We start from the raw sequence: 26,727 nt of genomic DNA on the forward strand, positions 1-26,727 counted from the left end.
CGTTCCATTGGTTGAGAGATCAGGTTTTGCCTGCGCCCACCATTCCGACAATCTCATAGGTCTGCTGCAGGATCGGAGCGGCGATCTCACGCGCGCGTTCGGCGCCGCGTGCGAGGATCTGATCGATCTCGGCCTCTTCCCCCATCAGGCGCGCCATCTCGGACGAGATCGGCGCTAGCTTTGAGACTGCCAGTTCGGCCAGCATCGGCTTGAACTCACCGAATTGCTTGCCACCAACCTCAGCCAGAACCTGCTCGGCCGTTTGATCGCTGAGCGCGGCATAGATGTTCACCAGATTGCGCGCCTCAGGACGTTCGGACAGGCCATCGATCTCAGACGGCAGAGCATCCGGGTCGGTCTTGGCCTTGCGGATTTTCTTGGCAATTGTGTCCGCATCATCAATCATGTTGATCCGGGTCATATCCGAGGCATCGGAAGATGACATTTTGCTTGTACCGTCTCGCAGGTTCATCACGCGTGGAGCTGGTCCATCGATGACAGGCTCTGTCAGTGGAAAGAAATCGACTCCGTAGTCATGATTGAACTTTGTTGCGATATCGCGGGTCAGCTCCAGATGCTGCTTCTGGTCTTCGCCAACGGGCACATGCGTGGCATGGTAAATCAGGATGTCTGCCGCCATGAGCGAGGGATAGGCAAACAGGCCCAGCGAAGCGTTCTGCGCATTTTTGCCGGCCTTGTCCTTCCACTGCGTCATCCGCTGCATCCAGCCCATGCGGGCCACGCAGTTGAAAATCCAGGCCAGTTGCGAATGCTCGGCAACCTGGCTCTGGTTGAACAGGATAGATTTTTCTGCATCCAGACCGGCGGCGATAAAACCGGCGCAGACCTCACGCGTCTTTTCGCGCAGTTTTTCTGGATCTTGCCAGACTGTGATCGCGTGCAGGTCAACCATACAATAGATGGTTTCGAACTCAGGGCCCTGCATGTCCACAAAGCGCTTGAGTGCACCCAGATAGTTGCCAAGGTGCAGGTTTCCTGAAGGCTTGATGCCGGAGAACACGCGCGGCGTGAAATTGGTCTCGGTCATCGAAGGGAACTCCCGTCTGGAAAAATCAGTCCCCGTCGCTTACCCATGAGGTCAAGGGACGTCAACAGCCGCAAAGGTAAAGCCCAATGAGCAGTGAGCATTATACCCCGCCTGTGAATCCTCTGCCGCCCGTGGTTGTGGCGCTGACGTTGTTCATCATGGGGATTGAAGTGGTCCTGCAACTGGGCGCACGTGGGATTGTCGGTGGGCCGTCGGCAGTGGGCTGGCGGCTGGATGCGTTGCAGCAGTATACGTTCTCCCCCGACATCTTCGACTGGATGATGCAGAACGGGCGCTGGCCATTCGAACATGTGATCCGCTTTGTCACTTATCCCTTTGTCTCGGCCAATTTTACGCAGGCGATCTTTGTCTGTGTCTTTGTTTTGGCGATGGGCAAGATGGTGGCAGAGGTGTTTGGCAGCGTCGCGATGCTGATCATCTTTGTGCTGTCCGGTGTCGGTGGTGCGCTCGCATATGCGGTGCTGCTCGATCCTGCGTATCCGCTGGTTGGAGGATTCCCGCCCGTCTACGGGCTGATCGGCGCATTTACATGGCTGCTCTGGCGCAAGCTGTCTTTGGTCGGGGCGAACCAGTCCCGCGCCTTCAGCCTGATTGCGATGCTGATGGGTATCCAGTTGCTGTTCGGTCTGCTCTTTGGCGGTACGTCGGACTGGGTTGCGGATCTGGGCGGATTTGCCACCGGGTTCGGCCTGTCGTTCTTTCTGGCTCCGGGTGGATGGGCGCGTATCGTAGGCAGGATACGCCGCGATTGAGCGATCATCCGCGTCGCAGCGCGGTGCGGAACTCCGACAGTTTGAAGGCCCCGAACAGGTGGCCGAGTGCGAAATAGACGACCCCCGCCGTTGCGATCAGCAGCAGCAGCGCGAGATAACGCAAACCAGAAAGCTCGAAGGCCCAACCAAAGAGATGAATGGCTGCATAGAGCACGACCCCCATCCCGATTGAGGCCGCAACGATCCGTCCCGCCCGGCGCTTGAACCGGTCATCAAAGCGCGCTTCGTCCCCGAATTGCCGCGCACCCAGCGCCAGCAACAGGACCATCACCCATCCGGCGGTTGAGGCGGCGATGGCGGGCGCGATCCAGCCGACCACGGGATAAAGACCAAAGGCCAGAACGGCGTTCATCACCATCGCAACAACGGCATAGCGGAACGGAGATTTCGTGTCTTCCCGGGCAAAGAACAATGGCTGCAACAGCTTTTGCAGCACGAAAGCAGGCAGGCCGATTCCATAGATGGCGACGGCCAGAGCTGTGGCCGCGGTATCCTCGGCGGTGAACTGGCCGCGTTGAAACAGAACCGAGACCAGTTGCACGGGTATGATCACAAAAGCTACGGTTGATGGGATGGTCAGTAGTAGCGTGAATTCTCCGGCTCGAGAAAAGGCATTGCGTGCGCCGTCCCTGTCGTCGGCCCGCAGACGTCGGGATAGATCGGGCAGCAGGACGATGCCTACGGCGATCCCGACCACGCCCAAGGGTAGTTGGTACAGGCGATCTGCCGCGAACAACCAGCTAACAGCTTTCTCAGTTTTCGAGGCCACCAACTGCCCGACGACCAGATTGACCTGTGTCACCCCCATGGCCAGCGCGGCAGGTACCGCGATACGCACCATTCGTCGCATTTCGGGGCTGAGTTTCGGCAGGCCGGGACGGATACGGATGCCGGCGCGTTCGGTTGCGACCCAGACCAGCGCAAGCTGAGCAACGCCTGCGACAGGGATAACGGCGATCAACCAGCGGATCACTTCGCCGCCCGAGAGAGTTCCGAAGATCAGTGCGGAACAGGCGAAGATGTTCAACAGAACCGGCGCAGCGGCGGCAGCAGCGAACCGGCCAGTGGCGTTCAGCACCCCGGAAAACAGCGCGGCCAGCGACATGAACAGGATGTAAGGGAAGACGACATAGCTATAGTCCACCGCCAGATCGAAGCGTTCGTCGCCATAGAACCCCTCGGCCGTGACCCAGACCAGTGCAGGCATGAAAACCATCGCCAAACCGACCAATGCCAATACGGCCATGGCCAGAAGGTTGAAGGCATCCTGTGCGAAACCTTCCGCGTTCTCGCCCCCTTCCAACCGTTTGGAGAACATAGGCACGAAGGCTGCGTTGAACGCACCCTCGGCGAAAAACCGGCGAAACATGTTGGGCAGCCGGAAGGCAGCAACGAAGGCGTCCATCACCGGACCCGGCCCGATATAGGCGGTCAGCAGGATTTCCCGCAGGAAGCCAAGGATACGGCTGGCGAGCGTCCAGAAGCCCACCGTAAAGAAACCCGAAAACAGGCGGATCTGCTTCATGAGGCGGCGCGCTCGGCGCCCTCGGTGATGGCCTTGCGCAGCTTTGATTCAAGTGCGCGCTGCTTGCTTTCCGAGTGGTATTTCAGCCCGAACATATCCTTCACATAGAAGGTATCGACCACTTGTTCACCATAAGTCGCGATAACGGCGTTGGCGACATAGACATTGGCTGCGGCCAGCGTGCGCGCGAGGTCATAGAGCAGGCCGGGGCGATCGCGGGTGTCGACCTCGATGATCGTGTAAATCTCGGACCCGTCATTGTCGAAGGTGATATGGGTCGGCACATTAAAGGCGCGTTCGCGTTTCTTGATCTTGTCGCGCGATTTCAGGGCGTCGCGCGCCACCACCTCACCCTTCAGTGTCTTGTGGATCATCTGGGTCAGGCGCGGTATGCGCGACGTCTCATAGGGATGGCCCTCGGCATCCTGAATCCAGAAGGCATCCGTCACATAGCCATCCTTGGTCGTATAGCTGCGCGCATCGACGACGTTGGCCCCGACCAGTGCCAAGGCCCCGGCGATCCGCGCAAAGATCCCCGGATGGTCCCCCATGGCGAAACAGGCCCGCGTCGCGTCGCGATCTTCGTCGGGGTGCAGGCGAATTCCCATTTCTCCGGGATCACCGCTGTCCTCCAGCGCTTTCAGCATCTCGGCAAACTCGACATGGGTCGAGAGATTAAGACCTTGCCAATAGGGATCGTAGTGCCGCCCGGTCTCGGTTTTCAGATCGGCTTTGGACCAATCGGCCAACTCAGCCCGTAGCAGTTTTTTCGCCCCGGCACCGCGATTGGCGCGGTTGAGGTCTTCCATCCCCGTTTCCAACGCACGCTTGGTTTCAGCGTGCAGCGCGCGCAGCAGGGTGGCTTTCCAGTTGTTCCACGTATTCGGGCCAACGCCGCGAATATCGCAAACGGTCAGAACCGTCAGCAGGTCCAGCCGTTTGACCGTCTCGACCGCCTTGGCGAAATCGCGAATGGTGCGCGGGTCCGAGATATCGCGTTTCTGCGCCATATCCGACATCAGCAGGTGATAGCGCACCAGCCATTCCACCGTTTCGGAATCCGATTTGTTCAACCCCAGCCGCGGGGCCACCTTGCGCGCGATCAGCGCACCAAGGATCGAGTGATCCTCGGGCCGCCCCTTCGCGATGTCATGCAGCAGCAGCGCCACATACAGCACCTTACGGTTGACCCCTTCTTTGAGGATAGACGAGGCCAGTGGCAGCGACTCGATCAATTCACCGCGTTCGATCTGGGCGAGGTTTACGATGCATTGGATCGTGTGCTCATCGACCGTATAGCTGTGATACATATTGAACTGCATCATCGCCACGATGTGCTCGAACTCGGGCAGGAAGGCCGACAGAACCCCCAACTCGTTCATCCGTCGCAAGGCGCGCTCGGGGTTGCCGTGCTTCAACATCAGATCAAGGAAGATGCGCTGTGCTTCCTTGTCGGTGCGCATATCCTCGTCGATCAGGCGCAGATTTGCGGTGACCAGACGCATTGCGTCCGGATGGATCAGCATCCCGGTGCGCAAGCCTTCTTCGAAGAGCCGTAGCATGTTCAGCTTGTCTGACAGGAAGGTATCCGGGTCTGCGATATCCAACCGGCCATGCACAACCCTGTATCCGGCTTTCACCCGGGGGCGACGGCGGAAGATGCGTTCCAATAGCGGCGCGCCTTTCATATGAGCCGCTTCCAACTTGGTCAGGAAGATGCGGGTCAACTCACCTACGCGGGTTGCTTCGCGGAAATAGCGCTGCATGAATACTTCGACAGCGCGCCGCCCTGCGCGGTCTTCATAACCCATCCGCGCGGCAACCTCGACCTGCAGGTCGAAAGTCAGCTGCTCAGTGGCGCGACCGGTCACCAGATGCAGGTGAGAGCGCACAGCCCAGAGAAAGTCTTCGGCCTGAACAAACCCTTTGAATTCATCTGGTGTGAACAGACCCAGCGGGACCAACTCGGCCACATCCTGAACGCCGTAGATATACTTGGCGATCCAGTAGAGCGACTGTAGATCGCGCAAGCCGCCCTTGCCCTCTTTGACGTTGGGCTCGACCATATAGCGTTCACCCTGTTTGAGGTGTCGCTCGTCACGCTCTTTCAGTTTGGCTTCGATAAAATCACGCTCAGTGCCTTTGAAAAGATCCGCTTTCAGCCGTGCCTCAAGCTCTTCGGCCAGCTCTTTGTTCCCGGCCAGATAGCGCTGCTCCAACATGGCGGTGCGAATGGTGAAATCGTCCCCCCCCAGTCGCAGGCAATCCTTGATCGTGCGGGATGAGTGGCCGACCTTCAGCCGTAAATCCCAAAGAATGTAGAGCATGGATTCAATCACGCTCTCGGCCCAGGCGGTGATCTTGTAGGGGGTCAGGAACAGCAGATCGACATCGGACGAGGGCGCCATTTCGCCTCGGCCATAGCCGCCCACAGCGAGCACGGCGATCTTTTCGCCCTGCGTCGGTGTGGCCAGCGGGTGCAGGTACTCGCTGGCCAAGCGCATCGCAGTACAGACCAGTTGATCCGTCAGATAGGTGTAAGAGCGCGTCAGCGGACGCGCATCAAACGGGGCTTTGGCGAATGCGTCGGCGATGGCCGCGCGCCCCGCCTTCTGAGCGTCGCGCAGGATGCGGACGGTTTCAGCCCGCAGAGCCGCATTGTCCGCACCACTTTCAACGGCGGCGGACAGGTTGGCTTGAATACCGACCGAGTCAAAAATCCGGTCAGCGGGGCAGATCAGTTTGTTGTCAGGCATGGTTGCCTGCGCCGGTTGCTCAGAATCCGGCGCCAGAGAAGCTTTGTGGGGCAGGGTCAATCACAACCACCTGTTTGTTCTGGATCGTGGCAACCGCCAGACCGCGTTCGTTGGTACCGTTAGGACGCAGGCGGAAGATACCGCCGACACCCTGAAACCCTGCATTCTGGGTCAGGGCTGCCCCAGTCAATGCATTGGATTTACCCTGGCTGACCAAGGCGCCAATGGCCGCGATTCCGTCATAGGCCAGGCCACTGATCGGATGCGGGGCTTCGCCATAGGTGTTGTTGTAGCGTTGGCGATAGGCTTGCGCTTTGGCCGGATCCGGCAATGCAAACCATCCGCCCTGAACGCCTGGCAATTCTAGCGTCTGTGCCGGGATGTCCCAGCGCGTCAGGCCCATATATTGCACATTGGCCGGAGAGACACCCGCCTCGGGCAGCAGCTGGCTGAACAGCGGCAACGCACCTGCAGTCGTCGCGGTCAGGAAGATCGAATCCGCACCGGTCGAATCCACTGTGGCCTTGATGGTTGGGACAGAATTGATCACGCCCTGCTGAGATCGATCATAAGCGACGGTGCCGGCATTGTTTACTCGGCTACTGCTGAGCGCCGTTGCGATTGCGGATTGTCCGAGTTGGCCTGCCGAGTCATTGCTGTGCACGATTACCGTGCCGGTTTTGCCCTGGCGTCCGGCGAAATTGACCAGACGATTGGCGGTGTTTTGGAAAGTCGGCCCCAGGACATAAACATTTCCACCCGCAATGCTGGTGTTGTTCGAGAAGGACAACACATTGACGTTGTTGTTGAGAACCGCAAGGCCCGCCGCATTCGCTGCTTGCGCATAAACCGGACCCAGAATGATCTTGGCCCCATCCGCAACAGCTTGCTGAGCGACCGTTGACGCCGTTCCTGCATTGCCCGCGGTATCGTAGACGCGGAGATCAATTTTCACATTTTGCAAATCTGCCATCGCCAGACGCGCCGCATTCTCGAGGCTTCGCGCCAGCGCAGCGTCCCCCGATTGTGACGAGCCGCTAGGCACCAGCAGCGCCACCGGCACGGGATCAGAGGTATCGATCGAGGGGCCTCCGCCGATACCGCCGACTTCACAGGCGGCCAGAAAGGCGGCGGTGGCCAGAGCAATGGCGGATTTCGCCAGTTTGCGTGTGGGCTTGCAAACGGTAAACATCTAAATGAAAACTCCCTGATCCGGCGTCTGAGGGCACCTTGGTCTATTGATCCGCGATAATAAACGTCACGCTGTGAGGGTCCAGCTTTGAATTTCCAAAAGACAAGATTGGCCCCGGGCCTGTACTTTGTTGCCACTCCTATCGGAACCGCGCGCGACATTACGCTGAGGGCGCTCGACGTGTTGGCCTCGGCCGATATGATCGCCGCCGAGGACACCCGCAGCCTGCGGCGGTTGATGGAAATTCATGGTGTTCCGTTAGAGGGTCGCCGAATCCTTGCTTATCACGACCACAGCGGCGCTGGTGCGCGCGGCAAGATACTCGAAGCGCTTGGGGCTGGGCAGTCGGTCGCTTATGCCTCTGAGGCCGGAATGCCGCTGATCGCCGATCCGGGCTACGATCTGGGCCGGCAGGCGGCTGAAGCTGGTTTTGCGGTTACCTGCGCGCCGGGCCCTTCAGCGGCGCTGGCGGCGCTGACTTTGGCGGGTCTGCCGACCGATGCGTTCTTTTTTGCCGGGTTTCTGCCCAACGCCTCGGGTGCACGTCGGACCCGAATCGAGGCGCTGCGCGATATTCCCGGAACGCTTGTCTTTTACGAATCCCCCAAGCGTCTGGCCAACTGCCTTGTCGATATGGCGGATGTGTTGGGCGGCGATCGGCAAGCTGCTGTGTGCCGCGAACTGACAAAGAAGTTCGAAGAGGTCCGGCGCGGAACGCTTGCCGAGTTGGCGGCAGGATATGAGGGAGCCTCGGTCAAGGGAGAGATTGTTCTGCTGGTGGATCGTGCGCATTCGCAAACCGTTAAGGATTCTGACGTAGAAGAGGCTTTGAGACAGGCTTTGGAAAGTCATTCGGTGCGCGATGCGGCGGATCTGGTGTCAGAAATGTTCAATCTGCCGCGCCGCCCGATTTATCAGAAAGCCCTGAAGCTAGGTAAGGGATGAAACATGGGGCGATCCGTTCGGGGTTCGGTTTCTTATCACGCGGGGCAGGCTGCAGAGCTTTCTGTTGCAACCGATTATGAGCGGCGCGGCTATACGATTGCGCATCGCAGATGGCGCGGTGCAGGGGGTGAGATTGATCTGATCGCCCGGAACACCGATGGCATCGTGTTCATTGAGGTCAAGAAAAGCGCGAGTTTCGCATCGGCTGCGGCCCGGATCAGCCCTCGGCAGATTAAACGCATCTGTGCCTCAGCCGCCCAATTTCTTGAGCATGAACCAGATGGGCAATTGACGAATGTGCGCTTTGACGCAGCCTTGGTTGATGGCACTGGTGCGGTTGAAATTATCGAAAACGCCTTTGGCCACGGCTGATCGCCATTGAACCCGATAGGTCTCTGCGCCATGTATCGGGCGTAGAACGTAAGGGACAAGCCATGAAAATCGCCTTTCAGATGGACCCGATCGGGGCCGTGGATATCAATGCCGACAGCTCGTTCCGTTTGGCCGAAGAAGCACAGGCCCGCGGGCATGAGCTGTTTTTCTACGGCCCGGACCAACTGGCCTATCAAGAAGGGCGCATAACCGCGCGTGGTCATGACATGTCGGTTCAGAGGATGCAGGGTGACCCGGCTGTGCTGGGTCCGGAGCGCGAGGTCGATCTGGCCGATTTCGATGTCATCTGGCTACGGCAGGACCCGCCGTTTGACATGCATTACATCACCTCGACCCATCTGCTGGATCGCCTGAGAGGGCAAACGCTGGTGGTGAATGACCCCTTCTGGGTGCGGAATTATCCCGAAAAACTCCTGGTACTGGATTTCCCCGATCTGACCCCACCAACGACGATCGCGCGGGATTTGCAGACCATCAAGGCGTTCAAAGAAAAGCATGAAGATATCATCCTCAAACCGCTCTATGGCAATGGCGGCGCCGGGGTGTTCCGGCTGGATGCGAATGACCGCAACCTGACCTCTTTGCACGAGTTGTTCACTGGCTTCTCACGTGAGCCGCTGATCGTGCAGAAGTTCTTGCCCGATGTGCGTAATGGCGACAAGCGGGTGATCCTGGTCGATGGTGAGGCTGTGGGCGCTATCAATCGCGTTCCGGCTGAGGGCGAGACACGTTCGAACATGCATGTGGGTGGGCGGCCCGAGAAGGTTGGTCTGACCGAACGGGACATGGAAATCTGCGCCGCAATCGGCCCGCTGCTGAAGGAAAAGGGTCAGATCTTCGTCGGGATCGATGTCATCGGTGATTATCTGACCGAGATCAACGTGACCTCGCCCACCGGTATTCAGGAGCTTGAGCGTTTCAACGGCGAGAATATTGCCGAGAAGATCTGGCAGGCGATTGAAGCAAAGCTTTAGGCCCCAACCTTGGCGCTGATGCGAAAGCTCAGCGCCTCGGCGATATGCGGGCGACGAATGTCCGCCTCGCCGTCCAGATCTGCGATGGTGCGGGCAACCCGCAGAATTCGATGAAAGGCGCGGGCGGATAAGCCAAACCGTTCTGCCGCGTTCAGAAGCAGCTCCTTGCCTTCTGCGTCCGGCGTTGCGCATTCTTCCAGAAACGTGCCTTCGAGGTCGGCGTTCTGACGTGCACCATGCAGGTCAGCGAACCGTTCAGCCTGTACCTCCCGTGCCGCTTCGACGCGCGCGGCAACGGTGGCTGAGCTATCGCCCGAGGGTGGCAGATCAAGATCGGTAAACCCGACTGGCGGAACCTCGATCCGCAGATCAAAGCGGTCCATCAAAGGCCCTGAGATACGGCCCAGATAATCCTCGCCGCAGACCGGGGCGCGGGAACAGGCGCGCGACGGGTCGGTCAAGTAGCCGCATTTGCAGGGGTTGGCTGCCGCCACCAGCATGAACCGGCAGGGGTATTTGACGTGCGCATTTGCACGGGCGACCATGACCTCTCCGGTCTCAATGGGTTGACGCAGGGTTTCCAGAACAGTGCGCGGGAATTCGGGGAATTCGTCCATGAACAGAACGCCGTTATGCGCCAGCGAAATCTCTCCGGGTTTGGCACCTTTGCCGCCACCGACAATGGCCGCCATCGATGCGGTGTGATGCGGTTCGCGAAATGGGCGTGCCCGGCTGATACCACCTTCGTCCAGCAAACCGCAGAGCGACTGTATCATCGAAGTCTCCAGCGCTTCAACGGGCGTTAATGGTGGCAGAATACCGGGCAGCCGCGCCGCCAGCATGGATTTGCCGGAACCGGGCGTGCCGATCATGATCAAATGATGCCGTCCTGCCGCGGCAATCTCCAACGCGCGTTTGGCGCGTTCCTGGCCTTTGACATCCCGCAAATCCCGCGCGATGGGCGATAGGCTGACCTCGCCCGGGGTCGCGGCGGGCAGCGCGGATTGGCCGGTGAAGTGACGGACCACATCGCCCAGAGACCCCGCGCCGATGACTTGAGTGGCGTCGACCCACGCCGCCTCGGAGCTGGATGCCGATGGGCAGAGCAATGAACGGTCCTCGGCTGCGGCGGTCATGGCGGCGGGCAGAGCGCCAACGACGGGCACCAGCGACCCGTCGAGCGAAAGCTCGCCCAAGGCCACAGCCCCTTCGGCGGCATCGGTTGGTATGATCTCAAGTGCCGAGAGCAGCGCTACTGCGATGGGCAGATCGAAGTGACTGCCCTCTTTCGGCAGGTCGGCAGGGGACAGGTTGATGGTGATCCGCTTGGACGGAAGTGCGATCGCCATCGAACTGAGCGCGCTGCGCACCCGATCGCGCGCCTCGGATACGGCTTTGTCGGGAAGCCCGACGATGGAAAAGGCCGGAAGGCCCGGCGAGACGGCGCATTGCACCTCGACCGGGCGGGCGTCAACGCCCTGAAAGGCAACTGTATGGGCGCGGGCGACCATGGCAATCCTGTTCTTGGTTAACAGGACGTTGCTGCCATGGTTGCGGTTTAGGAATGGTTAACGCCGGCCACCATTGCGGTGAATTTCGGCCATGCACCCGGATCGGCAACGGTTTTGTCACGACAAGACGGATTGCAGAGGCCCCAGACCTGACCGTCGAGTTCAAGGTAGTCCGTGACAGGTTTCCCGGAATACGGGCAGTCCGTGTTGACCGATGGGCCGGTTTCAACGGCTTTTGCCTTCGAGGATCCACCAATCGGCCAGTTCTGTTCAGGCAGGTTTTGCGGATAGGGAAAAGGATCATAAGAAATTGTCAGGCCCATCGCGCGCCACTGACGGACAGGCGAATCCGAAAGAAGCTCAAGACAATAGGCACGATTCGCCTCTGACACCGGCAGGCCATAGCCAATGATCCGCGCAGCGACCGGAGCGTAAAACACATCTGCCAGGGAATAAGTCCCGAACAGCGGGCCGGTTTCTGCGCCCGAGATGTTGCGGGCATGTGCCCACAGTGTCTCGATCCGGCTTAGGTCGGACAGCGTGTCCGGTGACGGCTTGAACCCCTCCCAGCAGTGCCGCAATTGCATCGGGCATTCACCCCTTAGGGCCGAGAAGCCTGCGACCATCTCAGCGCATAGCCAGCGGGCCGTTGCGCGCGCCGCGGGATCGGTGGGCCAAAGCCCAGCCTCGGGATGTCGCTCGGCCAGTGTTTCTGCCATGGCGAGGCTTTCGCCGACCACGGTTCCGTCCGGCAACCTCAGGGCCGGGACGAGGCGGGCGGGGGCCAGAGACTCCATATCCGCAGCCATTGTTCCGGCATAAAGGCCAATCATGTGAGAGCGGTAAAGCAGGCCGAATTTCTCGAGCATAAGCCACCCGCGCAGGGACCAGCTGGAAAACAGGCGGTCGCCGATGAAAAGGTCATAGGTCATGTTTGAACGATGTCGGATCAGGTGGCGCAGGTAAATCGTTGATTTGTGCGTAAGTCCATCACGGTTGATGATTGATGCGGCCCACGGACCAGCGGTCGCCGTGATGGGTAATCTCGGTGACCGAGAGGTTGTCGATCCTATGGCCAAAGGCCTCTTGCGCGTCGACTTCCAGCGCGCGCTGGACCTGGGTCAGGATCACACCGAAATGGGCCACTACGATTAGATCACGCCCGGTATGGGCCGAAATCAGCGTATCGATGGCTGCATCAACCCGTGTGCGCACCTCGTTCCAGCTTTCACCACTCGGTGGACGCACCTCGCCCGGATTGTCCCAATAAGCAAAGCAAAGTTCGGGGTCTTCGGCTTCGATCTCCTTAAAACTGCGCAGCTCCCAACTGCCAAAGTTGATCTCGCGCAGATCGCGGTGATGCGGCAATCGTTTCCGTGCGCCCTGAATGGCACTGGCGGTGTCGGCCGCGCGCGACAGGTCGGATGAGATCACGATTGCCTCAGTCGGAAGATGGGCAGAGAGGCGATCAATCGCTGCCGTATCACTCAGGTCAGCGGGCAGATCGGACCAACCGACCATGGTTTTTGCATGAGTGGGCCCGTGCCGGACCAGATGCAGCCGGGTCACAGGGGCGCACCTTTCAGGACCAGAGGCAACCCGGCGGTTACTTGCACGACCCGATCCGCCTGGGCAGCCAGCGCGATGTTCAGCCGTCCCTGCGCTTCGCGAAAGCGGCGGGACAGGGCGTTGTCGGGGACGATCCCATGGCCGACTTCGTTCGATACGATGACGATCTGCGCTGCGCAGTCTTTCAAGGCGCCAAGCAATTTTGCCTGAACCTGATCAAGATCGGCTTCAGCCAGCAAATGATTTGTTAGCCACATGGTGGCACAATCGATCAGGCAGACCTGATCTTCCGTCAGCTTCGCCAGCTCGGGAGGCAGCTCAAAAGGTGCCTCTATTGTCACCCATTTGCTGCCTCTTTGTGCAATATGTTGCCTAACTTTCTGGCGCATCTCATCATCAAACATTTGTGATGTGGCCAGATAAACCCGGCTTTTCCCTGTGGAAACAGCAAGTTGTTCGGCAAAAAGCGACTTTCCCGAAGCCGCGCCGCCCAACACAAAGGTTAAATTGGGGTGCACTTTTATTACCTTTCTGGTGATCCACCCGGTTTTGTTCTGCGTATCGACCTCAGGTCGGCAAGACAAGCCCGGTCTATAGCCTGTGGTAAAGGGAGAGTTGCATGGCACTGGACAACGCAAACGATTTTTCGATGTCCCGACAGGCAATGAAGGCTGAGTTGCTGGATGCCGAGACCGAATTGAAGCTGGCTTATGCCTGGCGTGATGACCGGGACGAGCAGGCCCTGCATCGTCTGATCACCGCTTATATGCGCCTGGCGATTTCGATGGCGGCCAAGTTCAAACGCTATGGCGCGCCGATGAACGACCTGATCCAAGAGGCCGGGCTGGGCCTCATGAAGGCTGCAGACAAGTTCGATCCGGATCGGGGTGTGCGCTTTTCGACCTATGCGGTCTGGTGGATCAAGGCCAGCATTCAGGACTACGTCATGCGCAACTGGTCCATGGTGCGCACTGGCTCGACCTCATCTCAGAAGTCGTTGTTTTTCAACATGCGCCGGGTGCAGGCACGGTTAGAGCGCGAGGCCGCGACCGAGGGTCTGGATCTGGACCGACACCAGTTGCATCAGATGATCGCTTCTGAAATCGGCGTTCCCCTGCGCGATGTTGAAATGATGGAGGGGCGGCTTGCCGGGTCCGATTTTTCCCTGAATGCGGTTCAGTCGACGGACGAAGACGGGCGCGAGTGGATTGATGCGCTGGAAGATGATCGGGAGCAAGCGGCTGAAACCGTAGAAAACAGTCACGACAGGCAACAGCTGCGCGAATGGTTGGTCACCGCGATGCAGGCGCTGAATGATCGTGAACGTTTCATCGTGCGCGAACGCAAGCTGCGTGAACCGTCGCGGACGCTGGAGAGCCTGGGCAAGGAACTCGGACTGTCAAAGGAACGTGTACGTCAGCTTGAGGCTGCAGCTTTTGTTAAGATGCGCAAGAACCTTGAAGCGCAATCGCGCGAGGTGCAACACTTCTTCGCATGAAACTCTTTGCGATTCTTGTAGCGTTTGTGCTGTTTGCAAGTGCTGGCCAAACGGTCCGCGCTGCAGAATTGATACCTGACGATGTATTGGAAGCCATGCAATCGGCAGATGTCGTTATCTTGGGCGAAATTCACGACAATCCGCGGCATCACCTCGTCCAGACCGAGGCGATCGAAGCTATTGGGCCCTCGGGCGTGGTCTGGGAAATGGTGACGGAAGAGGGCGCTCAGCGTTTGGCGCAGAAGGCGGCGGCCAACCCCGAGGAATTGTCACGGATTCTACGCTGGGCCGAATCCGGATGGCCCCCGCTCAGCATGTATTATCCGGTATTCCAGGCGTCGAATGCTCCGGTTTACGGTGCGATGGTCCCACGAACTGCTGCGCGGGCCGCGATGGAACGGGGCGCAGCCACTGCGCTGGGTGCGGATGCGGCGCGATATGGGCTGACCATTCCGCTCTCACCCGAAGATCAGGCGGCGCGCGAGGCAGATCAGCTTGCGGCTCATTGCGACGCGTTGCCTGCCGAGGCTTTACCGCAGATGGTGGCGATCCAGCGTTTGCGCGATGCCGTTCTGACACGTGCCATCCTGCGTGCCACCGATGAAACCGGTGGCCCGGTTGCCGTGATCACCGGCAATGGCCATGCTCGCAAGGATCGCGGTATCCCCACATTCCTGTCGCGCTTGCGTCCGGGGTTGAAGGTCTTCGTTTTGGGACAGTCCGAGGACGGTCTCATCTCTGGTGAGTTTGATGCGGTGATTGACAGCCCCATTGTCGAGCGTGAAGACCCCTGCAAAGCCTTTGAGACACAGAATTAACTGCTGGAACTGCCCGGCTGCCTTGCCTAATGTCGGGGCCGACCGGGACGGAAGGGCAAGACATGTTGGCAACCAAACGCATTCTGCTGATCATCGGCGGCGGGATCGCGGCCTATAAGTCGCTGGATCTGATCCGACGGCTGCGCGAACGCGGTGCAGCGGTGACACCGGTGCTGACTCGTGCGGCAGAGGAATTCGTGACCCCCTTGTCCGTTTCGGCACTGGCCGGAGAGAAAGCCTATCGCGATCTGTTTGACCTGACCGATGAAGCCGAGATGGGGCACATCCAGCTATCACGTTCTGCTGATCTGATCGTGGTGGCGCCTGCGACTGCTGACCTGATGGGCAAGATGGCCGGGGGGCTGGCCAATGATCTGGCCTCGACGCTGCTGATGGCAACCGACACGCCGGTTCTGTGTGCGCCTGCTATGAACGTGCGGATGTGGGATCACCCAGCGACGCAACGCAATCTGGCGCAACTGCAGGCGGACGGTGTCCGTTTCGTGGGTCCGAATGAGGGCGATATGGCTTGCGGCGAGTACGGCCCGGGCCGCATGTCGGAACCGCTGGAGATCGTGGTTGCGATCGAGGCGCAGCTCGGTGATGGGCCGCTCAGGGGCAAACGCGTGCTGGTAACTTCTGGCCCGACACATGAACCGATTGACCCGGTGCGGTATATTGCGAACCGGTCCTCGGGCGCTCAGGGGACGGCAGTGGCACGGGCGCTGGCGGCGCTCGGGGCAGAGGTGGTTTTTGTCACCGGACCTGCCGAGGTTGCGCCACCCGAAGGGGTTCAGGTCGTGCCGGTCGAGACGGCGCAAGAGATGTCCGATGCGGTCGAGGCCGCTTTGCCCGTGGATGCAGGGGTCTTTGCGGCTGCGGTAGCGGATTGGCGCGTTGCGACGGCCACGGACAAGAAGCTGAAGAAAAGCCGAGACGGTTTGCCTACTTTGGAATTCGCCGAGAATCCGGACATCTTGAAACGTGTAGCGCGGATGAAGGCGGGACGCCCTGCGCTCGTTGTAGGTTTTGCCGCCGAGACGGATAACGTGATTGAGCACGCAATCGCGAAACGTGCGCGCAAAGGCTGCGATTGGATCGTTGCGAATGATGTGAGCCCGGCGACGGGTATCATGGGTGGCTCTGAGAATGCGGTGATTCTGATCTCGGACGAAGGGGCTGAGGAATGGCCGCGCATGGGCAAGGACGCGGTGGCCGAACGATTGGCGCAGAAGATTGCCGCGGTTTTGGCAGGGTAAACTCCGTAGAAAATGAGAGGTTTGGGGATGGTTGCAATTCGTGTGATCCGCGAGGACGGGGCCGATCCCTCGATCCCGTTGCCTTCGTACGAAACTACGGGGGCCGCAGGGGCGGATGTTCGGGCCAATCTACCGGGAAAGGCAACAATTACACTGGACCCCGGTCAACGCGCCTTGGTGCCTACCGGCCTGCGGATCGAGATTCCGCAAGGGTTTGAGGTGCAGGTCCGCCCGCGCTCGGGTTTGGCCCTGAAACACGGCATCACATTGCCGAACACGCCCGGAACCATCGATAGTGACTATCGTGGTCCTCTCGGTGTGATCGTGCTGAACGCAGGTCAGGACCCGTTCGAAATCACCCACGGAGAACGCATCGCCCAGCTTGTCGTCGCTCCAGTGGTGCAAGCCACATTCGAAGCCACCGACACGCTGTCTGAAACCGACCGGGGCGCGGGCGGTTTCGGTTCGACCGGGCGCGGCTGATGCTGCTGGTCCTGATCCTTGCGGCAGGCCTATGGGGGATCGGCTATATCGCGGGCGTGTCCCGTACCGCGCGGATGGCATCAGTTGGCACGCTGCTGGTTGGCGTCATCATCGCTCAGCTGGTGTTGCCCGAGGCACATCCGTTGCGTCAGGCAACCGGCGGCTCTGCTGCGATGTGGCTGATCCTTGCTGGCTCTGCGGTGCTGGTTCTGCTTTATGGGCGAGGCGTGAAAGCGTTGCGAAACCGAGCGGAAGCTGCCGAGCCCAAGGAACCTAAAATGCCCTCAGATCAGTTCACCGAGACCGAGCTGGAACGCTATGCCCGCCACATCGTCCTGCGAGAGCTGGGCGGCCCGGGGCAGAAAAAGATGAAACGGGCGCGGGTTCTGGTGATCGGGGCTGGTGGTCTGGGTGCGCCTGCCTTGCAATATCTGGCTGCGGCGGGCGTTGGCACAATCGGTGTGATTGACGATGATGAGGTTGAAAACGCCAACCTTCAGCGGCAAGTGATCCATCGCGATGCGGATATCGGGATGCCCAAGGTATTCTCGGCTCAGGCCGCGATGCAGGCGCAGAACCCGAACGTGACTGTTCTGCCCTATCACCGTAGGCTCACGGAAGAGATCGCTGCCGATCTGTTCGCCGACTTCGATCTGATCCTCGACGGCACCGATAATTTCGACACACGCTATCTGGCCAACCGAACCGCAGTCGCGCTGGGCAAGCCACTGATTTCGGGCGCTCTGTCGCAATGGGAAGGTCAACTGAGTGTCTTCGATCCCGCCAGGGCCGGTCCCTGTTACCAATGTATCTTCCCCGAAGCCCCGGCCCCCGGCCTTGCTCCGTCTTGTGCCGAAGCAGGAGTGATCGGGCCGCTTCCTGGCGTCGTTGGGTCAATGATGGCGGTGGAGGCGATCAAGGTTATCACCGAGGCCGGGCAGGCGTTGCGCGGCGAGATGTTGATCTATGACGCCCTCTATGGCGAAAGTCGCAAAATCAAACTTTCCAAAGCTGCCGATTGTCCGATCTGCGCAGGTGTGGGTGCTTAAAGCAACCGCCGCATGCCACGGGCACGCGGCCTGGCCCAACCCCGCCAAGGTGCATCTTTGATGCACGCTGCGGGGGCGGGAGCTTTCCTTAACCTAAAGCGCGATCCAGATCGGCAATCAGATCTTCGGCATCTTCCAGACCAACAGATAGGCGGAAAATCCCGTCGCCCGCATATCTGCGGTAATCTTCCAGTTGATCTCCCTGCAGTTTGAAAGAAGTCTCCATCAGGCCTTCGGTTTCCATCCAGAAAATCAGACTGCGATGGTGCCCCAATGACACTGCGTAGTGGATAACCTCCAGGCGTTCGATCATTTGCTGCGCAATGCGCTCTCCGTCAGCGGCACCACCGACCTGGAACGAAATCATGCCTGATGTGTTCGACATTTGCCGCGCAGCCAGCTCTGCCTGCGGGTGCGAAGACAGGCCCGGATAAATCACTTGCGAAACCCGCGGATCCGCTTCAAGCCACCTTGCAACCTCTATGGCTCCGGACTGGTGCGCCTTCATACGCAATGGCAGGGTCGACGCGCCTCGGGCAATCAGCCAGGCATTGAACGGAGACAGGATTCCGCCGTGATGGATGCTCGCCTCGGCACGCATCTTGGATATCAGCTCGGCCGATCCGGCGACGGCCCCACCGACGGCATCGCCATGCCCGCCGATATATTTCGTGATCGAATGCATCGTCAGATCGACACCCAATGCGACAGTGTCCATGCCTAGGGGCGAGGCAAAGGTTGCATCGCAACTGTGCAGCGCACCAGCCTCGCGCGCCAATTGTGAGACAGCCGCCAGATCGGTCAGGCGGTTGATCGGGTTCACCGGGGTCTCAGTATGGATCAGCCGGGTGTTGGGCCGTATCGCGGCTGCGACCGCTTCCAGATCAGACATATTGATCGCCGAAATCTCGATACCCATCCGAGGCAAGGTCTCACGCGCGAGTTCAGCGACGCCAGCGTAAGAGACATCCGAGACGATCAGATGATCGCCAGCCGACAGGAAAGTAAGGAAAATGGCCGATGCCGCCGCCATGCCTGAGGCCGTCGCCAGACAGGCCTCGGCTCCCTGCAGGGCCGCAATCTTGGCCTCCAACCCCGCGACTGTCGGGTTCGCCCAGCGGGAATAGAGATAAGGGCTGTCCGGCGTCAGATCATGCGCAGAGAATCCGGCCAGATCCTCAACAAGGTAGGTCGAGCTCATATGGATCGGGGGGGCCGATGCATTGGTCGCGGTGTCGGGCGGATCGCCCGCATGGATTGCGGTTGTCATGATCCCGGCGGGGCGGTTCGATCTGGTCATGTCCTGTCTCCTTTGACAGGAACACTGCGCAGGCGAGATCGCTCGCGCAAGCGGGTTTGCGACAGAATCCGATCTTTCCGATCCGCTGCCTCTGGACCATTGTCCCCGGCCTACCTAGCTTGACCAGCAAAGGAGATCAGAATGACGAACCCGATCCTGTCCGACTGGACAACTCCGTTTGAACTCGCCCCCTTTGCCAAGATCTCGGATGACGATTTTTCCCCTGCTCTGGAAGAGGCACTGAAGGCCCATAACGCGCAGATCGAGGCGATTGCGGCCGACCCTGAAGTCCCAACATTCGCCAATACCATCGAAGCCTTGGAGGCCGCAGGCGAGCAACTGGATAAGGTCCTGTCGGTGTTCTTCACGGTTGCGGGCGCGGACAGCAATCCCAAGCGCGAAGAGCTGCAGCGCGATTTTTCCCCGAAACTGGCGGCGCATTTTTCGGGGATTTCATCCAACAAGACTTTGTTTCGGCGCGTGGCTGATCTGTGGGCACGCCGCGATGAGCTGGGTCTGAGTGACGAACAGGCGCGTGTTCTGATGCTGTCGCATCGTGGTTTCGTGCGCGCAGGTGCTTCGCTGGAAGGTGATGCCGATGCGCGCATGCAAGAGATAAAGGCACGGCTGGCCTCGCTGGGCACGTCCTTTACCCAGAACCTATTAGCGGACGAGCGCGATTGGTTCATGGAGCTGACCGAGGATGATCTGCAGGGCCTGCCTGAATTTGCGGTCAATGCCGCACGCGCTGCAGGTCAGGAGAAGGGCGTGGACGGCCCTGTAGTTACGCTCTCGCGGTCGATCATTGTGCCGTTCCTGCAATTCTCGCCACGCCGGGACCTGCGCGAAACAGCCTACCGCGCTTGGACTGCGCGCGGCGCGAATGGTGGCGACACTGACAACCGGGAAATAGCGGCGGAAATCCTGCGCTTGCGTGAAGAACGCGCCAAGCTGCTGGGCTATGACAGTTTCGCCGAGTACAAGCTGAAAACCGAGATGGCCCGCACCCCGGACCGTGTGCGTGAGCTGTTGATGGACGTGTGGGAGCCCGCCAAAACCCGCGCAGACGCGGATGCTGAAGTGTTGACCGCAATGATGCAAGAGGATGGCGTCAATGGCCCGCTGGCAGCTTGGGACTGGCGCTACTACGCCGAGAAACGCCGCAAGGCCGAGCATGATCTGGATGAGGCAGCGCTGAAGCCCTACCTGCAGCTGGATCGCATGATTGAGGCGTCATTTGCCTGTGCCAACCGCCTGTTCGGACTGGAATTTGCGCCGCTGGATGTGCCGCTCTACCACCCTGATTGCCGTGCATGGGAGGTGACCCGCGACGGGCAGCACATCGCGGTGTTCATCGGGGATTATTTCGCGCGCGGAGCAAAACGCTCGGGCGCATGGTGCAGCGCGATGCGAGGGCAGGCGAAATTCCCGAAAGCGCAGACACCGGTCGTGATCAACGTCTGCAATTTCGCCAAAGGTGACCCGGCGCTGTTGTCTTATGACGACGCGCGCACGCTGTTTCATGAATTCGGTCACGCGCTGCATCAGATGCTGTCCAATGTGACCTACGAAAGCATTTCGGGCACCTCCGTTGCGCGTGATTTTGTTGAACTGCCCAGCCAGCTTTATGAACATTGGCTGGAAGTGCCCGAGGTTCTGGCCGAATTCGCCACCCATGCCGAGACGGGCGAGCCGATGCCGCAAGAGATGCTGGAAAAGGTGCTGAAGGCGGCCAATTTCGATCAAGGATTCCAGACGGTAGAGTATGTGGCCTCGGCCCTGGTCGATCTGGCATTCCATGACGGCGCTGCACCCGCTGATCCGATGGCGAAACAGGCCGAGGTTCTGGACGATATTGGCATGCCGTCCGCTATAGGAATGCGCCACGCCACCCCACATTTCGCCCATGTGTTTGCGGGCGACGGATACAGCTCGGGCTACTACAGCTATATGTGGTCCGAGGTCATGGATGCCGATGCTTTTGCTGCGTTCGAAGAAGCAGGCGGCGCATTTGACCCAGAACGCGCCAAGGCGCTGGAGGACAATATCCTCTCAACCGGTGGATCGCGCGAGGCGGAGGAGCTGTATCTGGCCTTCCGCGGGCGTCTGCCGGGGGTTGAGGCCTTGCTGAAGGGTCGCGGGCTGATCGCGGCCTAATACCCCAGCTCGCGGTCAACGAGGTGGAGAAAGGGCTCGCCCGCTTCACCTCGGCGAATGTTCTCGCAGATTACCTGAGCGGCGGTCACCGGTCGGGTCTCAGATGCGATATGGGGCGTCACCGTCACATTCGGATGCGCCCAATAGGGATGCTCGGTGGGCAGCGGTTCGGTGCGGAAGACGTCCAGCGTGGCATGTCCGACCTGCTCAGAATTCAGCGCGGTCAGCAGGGCGTCATCATCGATCAGAGGTCCGCGGCCCGGGTTGATGATCTTGGCCCCTTTTGGCAACAGGGCGAGCGTTTCTGCGTTCAGCGTGTTTTCGGTCGCGGGCGTGTCTGGCAGTAGCAGAACCACGATCTCGGCCTGTGACAGGGCATCACGCAACCCGTCCGTCCCGTGCAGGCAGGTCACTCCGGGAATGTTCTTTGCGGTCCGGCTCCAGCCGATGACGTGAAAGCCCAAATCCGCCAGCGCCCGCGCAGCAGCCGCGCCCAGCTCACCCAAACCCAAAACGACCACGGTGCGTTGGGATGCCAAAGGCGGCGCATCCGGTTCCCATGTTGTATCCTGTTGGGTGATATGGCGGTCCATGCCGAGGTGATAGCGCAGCACATGGCCCACCACCCATTCCGTCATGCCCTGTTTCAGCCCGCTGTCCACCATGCGCGTCAGCGGTACGGTCAGAGTCTCATTGCCCGATATGCTTTCTACCCCGGCCCAAAGACTGAACACCGCCTTGAGGCGGGTGAACGGGGTGAAATTCCGCAGCCCTCCGTTCGGGGCATAGACCACATAATCGACCTGATCCGCGGGGATGTCCGTGGCCAGATGAAAATCTGACCCGGCCTCGGTCAGACCCTTGCGCAGCAGCGGTTCATATTCCGGCCACAACCCGGGGCGGGCGGAAAACAGGACGTTAACGGGCATTGGTACCTCTTAGCGGGGACGATGGATATGGGCGCTTTGCACGATGCCGAAGGCGGCCATCAGCACTAACATGGCCGAGCCGCCATAGCTGACCATCGGCAATGGCACACCGACAACCGGGGCAAGCCCCATGACCATCGACATGTTGACGGCAAAGAACAGGAAGAAGTTCAGCGCAATGCCCAGCGTCACCAGGGACGAGAAACGATCTTTGGTTGCCAGAGCCGTGACCATGCAGAAGATCAGGATCATGGCATAGAGGATCAGCAGGGTGATACCGCCGACGAAGCCAAACTCTTCGGCCAATGTGGTGAAGATGAAATCGGTGTGTTTCTCGGGCAGGAAGTTCAGCCGTGATTGCGTGCCCTGCATGAACCCGCGCCCGTTCCAGCCGCCCGAGCCTAAAGCGATCTTGGATTGGGTGATGTGATATCCAGCCCCCAACGGATCGGTTGAAGGGTCCAGAAAGGTATCAATCCGGCGGAACTGGTAATCTTTGAGCAATTGCCATTCTGTTCCGCGACTATTGAAAACGGTGGCGATCAGGCCGACCCCTGCCGCAATTACGGCGGCGAAATAGGCCCAGTGGACACCGGCGAGGAACATCAAACCTCCGCCTGCCGCCAGCAGCAGGATCGAAGTGCCGAGGTCTGGCTGACGTAGGACCATAAAGGTCGGGATCAGGATCAGAATGACTGGGATGATCACCCAGAGTGGTCGCGATGTTTTATGGGCAGGCAACCAGTCGTAATAGGCAGCCAGCACCATCACCAGCGCCACTTTCATCACCTCAGAGGGTTGGAGTCGCATGAAGCCGAGGTCAATCCAACGCTGGGCACCCATGCCGATCGTTCCAAACAGCTCCACCACGATGAGCAAGCCGATTGAGCCCAGATAGGCCACGACCGACATATTTCGCCAAAACCAGATCGGCACAAGCGCAATGATGAACATGACCGCTAGGCCCAGACCGAACCGTTCTATCTGCGGTTCAGCCCATGGTGTCCATGACCCACCGGCTACCGAATAGAGCATCAGGAAACCTGCGCTCGCCACGCTGATCAGCAGCAGGGTCAGCGGCCAGTTCATATAGAAGAACTTGCGGAACCCGGAGGGCGTGGATTTGACGGCGTATTCGAGATAGCTCATGCGCGGTCCTTCACGTCAGGACGCGCTTTGGGGCGGCGATCCCCCTCAAGCCGTTTTTGTTGTTCCTTGATGCGCTCACGATCACCGGTCGGATACGCCTCAAGCGGGGGCGTTCCATCGTAAAGCGCTTGCAGCATGATGTCGCGCGCCACTGGGGCCGCGGCCTTTGAGCCGCCGCCGCCATGTTCAACCACAACAGCGACTGCGTATTTTGGATTGTCGTAGGGTGCGAAACTAACAAATAGTGCGTGGTCGCGGCGCTCCCATGGAAGATCCTCGTTGCGGATCACGCCTGCGGCGCGTTCGGCCTTGGTGATGTTGCGCACCTGACTGGTACCCGTCTTGCCCGCCATGCGGAAGTCATCTGCGATGATACGGCTGCGATAGGCCGTGCCGCGCCGGTCGTTCGAGACCGAGAACATGGCTTTGCGCACCTGTTCCAGATTGTTTCGGTTCACCGCCAGAGGCTCGCCCGCTCCCGAGGGCTGTTCTACCCCGTTGATCGAGCGAACAAGGCGTGGTGTCACCGCTCGCCCGGTCGCCAGCCGTGCCGTCATCACCGCCAACTGCAGCGGTGAAGCCAGCATGAAGCCCTGACCGATCGAGGCGTTCGCCGTGTCACCAATCAGCCATTCCTGCCCGTGTACCCGCTCTTTCCAATCCTGGTTGGGGGTCAGGCCAGCCGCCACGGCGGACATCGGAATATCGTGCTTGACCCCCAGTCCAAAGGTGCGCGCCATCTCGGATATCTTGTCGATGCCAACCCGCAGGGCGACATCATAGTAGTAGACATCGCAGCTGCGCTTCAGCGACAGTTCCAGATCAACAGTTCCATGCCCGCCGCGTTTCCAGCAGTGGAATCGGCGGCTGCCGACCTTCAGATGGCCGGGGCAGTATACTGTGTTCGACGGGCCGATCACTCCGGCTTCAAGCGCGGCCAGCGCGGTGATCATCTTGAAGGTCGAACCGGGCGGATAGGTGCCTTGCACCGTCTTGTTGGCCAGCGGGCGGTACTTGTCATTGGTCAGCGTGCGGTAATCAGCAACTGAAATACCGCGAACAAACAGGTTCGGATCGAAGCTTGGGGCCGAACTGATGGCGCGGATATCTCCGGTTTCGCAGTCGATCACAACAGCGGCGGCGCTTTCTCCGGCCAGGCGGGCCTGCGCGTATTGCTGAAGATCTGCGTCGACCGAGAGTTGCAGATCCGCCCCGGCAGTGCCTTCCTGCCGGTCGAGTTCACGCATCACGCGGCCCGTGGCGTTAACCTCGACCCGCTTGGCTCCGGCTTTGCCGCGCAATGGAATTTCCTGCTTGGCCTCAAGCCCGACCTTGCCGATCTGGAACCGAGGGATGCGCAGCACCGGTTCGGGGTCGTCGATCTGGCTGAGATCATAATCGCTGACCGGGCCAACATAGCCCACCACATGAGCAAAATCCTCGTACCGAGGGTATTGACGCGTCGATCCCACCTCGGGCGTGACACCGGGCAGGGCAGGGGCGTTGACGGCGACTTTCGAAATATCTTCCCATGTGACCTGATCGGCGAGCGTGACCGGCAGAAATGGGGCAGAGCGGCGCATCTCGGCTTTCGCGCGCTCAATTTCGTCTTGGGTGAGGGGGATCAGCTCGGAGAGCTTGGTAATGACCTTGTCGATATCGCCTGCATCTTCGCGCACCATCACGATGCGATAAGATGGCGAATTCTGACCGATGATCTGCCCGTTGCGATCATAGATCCGCCCGCGTGTCGGGGGGATCAGACGGATATTGATGCGGTTTTCCTCGGCCAGCAGGCGGTATTCGTCGGCCTGATCTACCTGCATGAACCGCATGCGGACCGCCAGCCCGCCAATGAACGCGGCCTGCAACCCGCCTAAAACCAGCGCCCGGCGAGGCAGCCGCTTATAGGCGAGGCCCTGTGATTTCGGTTTGCGCTGTTTCATGCCCGCGCCCCCGGGGTTGTGCTGTCCGTGACAGACTTGCGACGCACGCCAAACGCGCTCTGACTGAGCAGGGCGATCACAGGATAAGCCGCAATTGTCAGAACAACTTGTATCACCACCGGTCCCAGCGTTGCCTGTTGCACAGACAGAATAGCAAGAATGACGCGGTTGAGCACAAAAACTGCCGTGATCACCGCGCCTACGTTGGTCCATTCGCTGACGAACCCGCCATCCCGCATCCCCGGCGCAGCATTGCGCAGATAGGCTGCACCCAAAACCACCAACGCAGCCATCAGCCCCGGAGGACGTTGCAGCAATAGATCAGCCATCAGCATCACGAACGCAATCGCAAGGATCGGCACATACTCCGGGCGGCGCAGCACCCATGCAAAAGTCAGTGCAATCAGGATATCCGGAAAGGGCCATCGATCCGGCTTGCTATCGAGCGGCAGTAGGTGCAGGAACATCACCAGCACTGCAAGCGCGATATAAAGCCCGCGTTTCAGCCAGAGATGTGAGGTTGGCCTATCCATCGGTAACCTCTTGCGGAGTTAGTGCAGCCGCAGGTTGCCGGGGTCCGACGATGCCGCCGGGGTCCTGAATGGGTTGGGCGGATTGGAAGCGCAGGACGCGCAGGAACTCGAGCCGTTCAAAATCGGCTGAAAGCCGCACGCGCAACCTGCCGCCCGGATCGACGGCAATCTGACCGATCAGCAATCCACCTGGAAACACGCCGCCATCCCCAGATGTCACAACGCGATCTCCGGGGCGGACGAACTCGCGATTTTCGAGGAACTCAACCAGCGGCGATGCGCTGTTGTCACCTGCGATCAGCGCAGTCTGACCCGAGGGCTGAATGGTTGCCGGTATTGCGCTGGATGCATCCGTAAGCAGGATCACCCGCGCCGTATCCGGCCCAACCCCCGAGATACGTCCGACCACGCCGATCCCGTCCATCGTGGCCCAGCCATCGACGATCCCGTCACGCTCGCCCACATTCAGCAGCACGGACTGCCGGAAAGGTGAGCCACTATCGGCCATCACCACGCCGGTCACATATGTAAGCCGGGGATCAAGCCGCACATTGTTCAGGTCCAACAGGCGCGCGTTCTCCTGCTCCAGCTGCAGCGCGGCCTCTTTCCAGGCGCGCATCAGGCGCAACTCGCTGCGCAGCTCCTGATTTTGTTCGCTCAGGCGCTGATAGCTTTGGAAGTCTCGCACAAGATTGACGGCACCAGTGACCGGCACCATCGCCCATTCCATCGAAGGGACAACCGTATCCACCACCTGCGCCCTGAACCGCTCGACTCGCGGGCTATCGATGCGCCAGACCAGAAAGATCGCCAGCAAGCACAGAACCACGATCCCCAGCAGCAGGCGGCGTAAGGGGGTTGTGTATTCATCGCGCTGTGATCGGTCCTTTGCCACAGGT

24 protein-coding genes are annotated in these 26,727 nt (G+C 59.9%); 10 read left to right on the forward strand and 14 right to left on the reverse strand.

Going from position 1 to position 26,727, the window contains the following annotated elements:
• Positions 1-19 precede the first annotated feature (19 nt).
• Positions 20-1,048 carry a tryptophan--tRNA ligase gene (gene trpS, locus ACR0IV_RS11920; RefSeq protein ID WP_480659320.1) on the reverse strand — a complete coding sequence of 343 codons (1,029 nt, stop codon included), beginning with the start codon at positions 1,046-1,048 and terminating at the stop codon, positions 20-22.
• Between the two features lie 86 nt (positions 1,049-1,134).
• Here trpS and ACR0IV_RS11925 point away from each other — a divergent pair, with 86 nt between their 5' ends.
• Positions 1,135-1,821, forward strand: a complete 687-nt coding sequence (locus ACR0IV_RS11925) for a rhomboid family intramembrane serine protease (protein ID WP_480470867.1) — start codon at positions 1,135-1,137, stop codon at positions 1,819-1,821.
• A 4-nt stretch (positions 1,822-1,825) separates the two neighbouring features.
• On the opposite strand, the gene murJ is transcribed toward ACR0IV_RS11925, so the two are convergent.
• Genes murJ through ACR0IV_RS11940 form a run of 3 tightly spaced genes read right to left on the reverse strand, consistent with a single transcriptional unit; the run spans position 1,826 to position 7,315 of the window.
• Positions 1,826-3,367: a murein biosynthesis integral membrane protein MurJ gene (gene murJ / locus ACR0IV_RS11930; protein WP_480659321.1), complete on the reverse strand. Its 1,542-nt coding sequence runs from the start codon at positions 3,365-3,367 to the stop codon at positions 1,826-1,828.
• Complete coding sequence (locus ACR0IV_RS11935; RefSeq protein ID WP_480659323.1) at positions 3,364-6,123, reverse strand: [protein-PII] uridylyltransferase; 2,760 nt, start codon at positions 6,121-6,123, stop codon at positions 3,364-3,366. Before ACR0IV_RS11935 ends, murJ begins: the two co-directional genes overlap by 4 nt.
• A 19-nt stretch (positions 6,124-6,142) precedes the next feature.
• Positions 6,143-7,315 carry a penicillin-binding protein activator gene (locus ACR0IV_RS11940; RefSeq protein WP_480470864.1) on the reverse strand — a complete coding sequence of 391 codons (1,173 nt, stop codon included), beginning with the start codon at positions 7,313-7,315 and terminating at the stop codon, positions 6,143-6,145.
• 87 nt (positions 7,316-7,402) lie between these two features.
• Between ACR0IV_RS11940 and rsmI the strand changes: the two genes are divergently transcribed.
• The 3 genes from rsmI to gshB all read left to right on the forward strand — a co-directional run bounded on the left by rsmI (position 7,403) and on the right by gshB (position 9,627).
• Positions 7,403-8,260: a 16S rRNA (cytidine(1402)-2'-O)-methyltransferase gene (rsmI, locus tag ACR0IV_RS11945; RefSeq protein WP_480659325.1), complete on the forward strand. Its 858-nt coding sequence runs from the start codon at positions 7,403-7,405 to the stop codon at positions 8,258-8,260.
• 3 nt (positions 8,261-8,263) lie between these two features.
• Positions 8,264-8,632, forward strand: a complete 369-nt coding sequence (locus ACR0IV_RS11950) for a YraN family protein (RefSeq protein ID WP_480470862.1) — start codon at positions 8,264-8,266, stop codon at positions 8,630-8,632.
• 62 nt (positions 8,633-8,694) lie between these two features.
• On the forward strand, positions 8,695-9,627 hold the full coding sequence (gshB, locus tag ACR0IV_RS11955) for a glutathione synthase (protein WP_480470861.1): 933 nt from the start codon (positions 8,695-8,697) through the stop codon (positions 9,625-9,627).
• Here the strand turns inward: gshB and ACR0IV_RS11960 are convergent.
• Genes ACR0IV_RS11960 through cobU form a run of 4 tightly spaced genes read right to left on the reverse strand, consistent with a single transcriptional unit; the run spans position 9,624 to position 13,225 of the window.
• Positions 9,624-11,138 carry a YifB family Mg chelatase-like AAA ATPase gene (locus ACR0IV_RS11960; protein WP_480659327.1) on the reverse strand — a complete coding sequence of 505 codons (1,515 nt, stop codon included), beginning with the start codon at positions 11,136-11,138 and terminating at the stop codon, positions 9,624-9,626. The genes gshB and ACR0IV_RS11960 overlap by 4 nt on opposite strands.
• 47 nt (positions 11,139-11,185) lie before the next feature.
• Complete coding sequence (locus ACR0IV_RS11965; protein ID WP_480659329.1) at positions 11,186-12,070, reverse strand: glutathione S-transferase; 885 nt, start codon at positions 12,068-12,070, stop codon at positions 11,186-11,188.
• A gap of 58 nt (positions 12,071-12,128) precedes the next feature.
• The gene (locus ACR0IV_RS11970) at positions 12,129-12,707 is read right to left on the reverse strand and encodes a histidine phosphatase family protein (RefSeq protein WP_480470858.1); all 579 of its coding nucleotides are present in this window, start codon (positions 12,705-12,707) and stop codon (positions 12,129-12,131) included.
• Positions 12,704-13,225, reverse strand: a complete 522-nt coding sequence (cobU, locus tag ACR0IV_RS11975) for a bifunctional adenosylcobinamide kinase/adenosylcobinamide-phosphate guanylyltransferase (RefSeq protein ID WP_480470857.1) — start codon at positions 13,223-13,225, stop codon at positions 12,704-12,706. The genes ACR0IV_RS11970 and cobU overlap by 4 nt, the downstream gene beginning before the upstream one ends.
• Positions 13,226-13,326: 101 nt before the next feature.
• On the opposite strand from cobU, the gene ACR0IV_RS11980 reads away from it, so the two are divergent.
• The 5 genes from ACR0IV_RS11980 to ACR0IV_RS12000 all read left to right on the forward strand — a co-directional run bounded on the left by ACR0IV_RS11980 (position 13,327) and on the right by ACR0IV_RS12000 (position 17,814).
• The gene (locus tag ACR0IV_RS11980) at positions 13,327-14,205 is read left to right on the forward strand and encodes an RNA polymerase factor sigma-32 (protein ID WP_480470856.1); all 879 of its coding nucleotides are present in this window, start codon (positions 13,327-13,329) and stop codon (positions 14,203-14,205) included.
• Entirely contained in the window at positions 14,202-15,023 is an 822-nt protein-coding gene (locus tag ACR0IV_RS11985; RefSeq protein ID WP_480470855.1) for a ChaN family lipoprotein, read from the forward strand. The genes ACR0IV_RS11980 and ACR0IV_RS11985 overlap by 4 nt, the downstream gene beginning before the upstream one ends.
• 62 nt (positions 15,024-15,085) lie before the next feature.
• A complete protein-coding gene (coaBC, locus tag ACR0IV_RS11990) occupies positions 15,086-16,282 on the forward strand; it encodes a bifunctional phosphopantothenoylcysteine decarboxylase/phosphopantothenate--cysteine ligase CoaBC (RefSeq protein WP_480470854.1) in 1,197 nt (398 codons plus the stop codon).
• 27 nt (positions 16,283-16,309) lie between these two features.
• Positions 16,310-16,765 carry a dUTP diphosphatase gene (dut, locus tag ACR0IV_RS11995; protein ID WP_480471920.1) on the forward strand — a complete coding sequence of 152 codons (456 nt, stop codon included), beginning with the start codon at positions 16,310-16,312 and terminating at the stop codon, positions 16,763-16,765.
• Complete coding sequence (locus tag ACR0IV_RS12000) at positions 16,765-17,814, forward strand: HesA/MoeB/ThiF family protein (protein ID WP_480659331.1); 1,050 nt, start codon at positions 16,765-16,767, stop codon at positions 17,812-17,814. Before dut ends, ACR0IV_RS12000 begins: the two co-directional genes overlap by 1 nt.
• Before the next feature lie 88 nt (positions 17,815-17,902).
• Here the strand turns inward: ACR0IV_RS12000 and ACR0IV_RS12005 are convergent, their stop codons facing one another.
• Positions 17,903-19,114 carry a trans-sulfuration enzyme family protein gene (locus tag ACR0IV_RS12005; RefSeq protein WP_480659332.1) on the reverse strand — a complete coding sequence of 404 codons (1,212 nt, stop codon included), beginning with the start codon at positions 19,112-19,114 and terminating at the stop codon, positions 17,903-17,905.
• 141 nt (positions 19,115-19,255) lie between these two features.
• Here ACR0IV_RS12005 and ACR0IV_RS12010 point away from each other — a divergent pair, with 141 nt between their 5' ends.
• Positions 19,256-21,271 (forward strand): M3 family metallopeptidase, encoded by a 2,016-nt coding sequence (locus ACR0IV_RS12010; protein WP_480659334.1) that lies wholly within the window; start codon positions 19,256-19,258, stop codon positions 21,269-21,271.
• Here the strand turns inward: ACR0IV_RS12010 and ACR0IV_RS12015 are convergent.
• The 5 genes from ACR0IV_RS12015 to mreC are packed head-to-tail and all read right to left on the reverse strand — an operon-like array spanning position 21,268 to position 26,723.
• Entirely contained in the window at positions 21,268-22,200 is a 933-nt protein-coding gene (locus ACR0IV_RS12015; RefSeq protein ID WP_480659335.1) for a 2-hydroxyacid dehydrogenase, read from the reverse strand. The genes ACR0IV_RS12010 and ACR0IV_RS12015 overlap by 4 nt on opposite strands.
• A 9-nt stretch (positions 22,201-22,209) precedes the next feature.
• Positions 22,210-23,349 carry a rod shape-determining protein RodA gene (rodA, locus tag ACR0IV_RS12020; protein WP_480470849.1) on the reverse strand — a complete coding sequence of 380 codons (1,140 nt, stop codon included), beginning with the start codon at positions 23,347-23,349 and terminating at the stop codon, positions 22,210-22,212.
• On the reverse strand, positions 23,346-25,295 hold the full coding sequence (gene mrdA, locus ACR0IV_RS12025) for a penicillin-binding protein 2 (RefSeq protein ID WP_480470848.1): 1,950 nt from the start codon (positions 25,293-25,295) through the stop codon (positions 23,346-23,348). Before mrdA ends, rodA begins: the two co-directional genes overlap by 4 nt.
• Positions 25,292-25,828 (reverse strand): rod shape-determining protein MreD, encoded by a 537-nt coding sequence (locus ACR0IV_RS12030; protein ID WP_480470847.1) that lies wholly within the window; start codon positions 25,826-25,828, stop codon positions 25,292-25,294. Before ACR0IV_RS12030 ends, mrdA begins: the two co-directional genes overlap by 4 nt.
• Positions 25,821-26,723: a rod shape-determining protein MreC gene (mreC, locus tag ACR0IV_RS12035; protein WP_480470846.1), complete on the reverse strand. Its 903-nt coding sequence runs from the start codon at positions 26,721-26,723 to the stop codon at positions 25,821-25,823. The genes ACR0IV_RS12030 and mreC overlap by 8 nt, the downstream gene beginning before the upstream one ends.
• Positions 26,724-26,727 lie beyond the last annotated feature (4 nt).

It is taken from the genome of Ruegeria sp. C2 (assembly GCF_056537765.1).

Excerpts from the sequence above, each read along its gene's own strand:
- trpS (WP_480659320.1), bottom strand. The coding sequence starts at position 1,048 with ATGACCGAGACCAATTTCACGCCGCGCGTGTTCTCCGGCATCAAGCCT.
- ACR0IV_RS11925 (WP_480470867.1), top strand. The coding sequence starts at position 1,135 with ATGAGCAGTGAGCATTATACCCCGCCTGTGAATCCTCTGCCGCCCGTG.
- murJ (WP_480659321.1), bottom strand. The coding sequence starts at position 3,367 with ATGAAGCAGATCCGCCTGTTTTCGGGTTTCTTTACGGTGGGCTTCTGG.
- ACR0IV_RS11935 (WP_480659323.1), bottom strand. The coding sequence starts at position 6,123 with ATGCCTGACAACAAACTGATCTGCCCCGCTGACCGGATTTTTGACTCG.
- ACR0IV_RS11940 (WP_480470864.1), bottom strand. The coding sequence starts at position 7,315 with ATGTTTACCGTTTGCAAGCCCACACGCAAACTGGCGAAATCCGCCATT.
- ACR0IV_RS11950 (WP_480470862.1), top strand. The coding sequence starts at position 8,264 with ATGGGGCGATCCGTTCGGGGTTCGGTTTCTTATCACGCGGGGCAGGCT.
- gshB (WP_480470861.1), top strand. The coding sequence starts at position 8,695 with ATGAAAATCGCCTTTCAGATGGACCCGATCGGGGCCGTGGATATCAAT.
- ACR0IV_RS11960 (WP_480659327.1), bottom strand. The coding sequence starts at position 11,138 with ATGGTCGCCCGCGCCCATACAGTTGCCTTTCAGGGCGTTGACGCCCGC.
- ACR0IV_RS11965 (WP_480659329.1), bottom strand. The coding sequence starts at position 12,070 with ATGACCTATGACCTTTTCATCGGCGACCGCCTGTTTTCCAGCTGGTCC.
- ACR0IV_RS11980 (WP_480470856.1), top strand. The coding sequence starts at position 13,327 with ATGGCACTGGACAACGCAAACGATTTTTCGATGTCCCGACAGGCAATG.
- ACR0IV_RS11985 (WP_480470855.1), top strand. The coding sequence starts at position 14,202 with ATGAAACTCTTTGCGATTCTTGTAGCGTTTGTGCTGTTTGCAAGTGCT.
- coaBC (WP_480470854.1), top strand. The coding sequence starts at position 15,086 with ATGTTGGCAACCAAACGCATTCTGCTGATCATCGGCGGCGGGATCGCG.
- dut (WP_480471920.1), top strand. The coding sequence starts at position 16,310 with ATGGTTGCAATTCGTGTGATCCGCGAGGACGGGGCCGATCCCTCGATC.
- ACR0IV_RS12000 (WP_480659331.1), top strand. The coding sequence starts at position 16,765 with ATGCTGCTGGTCCTGATCCTTGCGGCAGGCCTATGGGGGATCGGCTAT.
- ACR0IV_RS12005 (WP_480659332.1), bottom strand. The coding sequence starts at position 19,114 with ATGACCAGATCGAACCGCCCCGCCGGGATCATGACAACCGCAATCCAT.
- ACR0IV_RS12010 (WP_480659334.1), top strand. The coding sequence starts at position 19,256 with ATGACGAACCCGATCCTGTCCGACTGGACAACTCCGTTTGAACTCGCC.
- ACR0IV_RS12015 (WP_480659335.1), bottom strand. The coding sequence starts at position 22,200 with ATGCCCGTTAACGTCCTGTTTTCCGCCCGCCCCGGGTTGTGGCCGGAA.
- rodA (WP_480470849.1), bottom strand. The coding sequence starts at position 23,349 with ATGAGCTATCTCGAATACGCCGTCAAATCCACGCCCTCCGGGTTCCGC.
- mrdA (WP_480470848.1), bottom strand. The coding sequence starts at position 25,295 with ATGAAACAGCGCAAACCGAAATCACAGGGCCTCGCCTATAAGCGGCTG.
- ACR0IV_RS12030 (WP_480470847.1), bottom strand. The coding sequence starts at position 25,828 with ATGGATAGGCCAACCTCACATCTCTGGCTGAAACGCGGGCTTTATATC.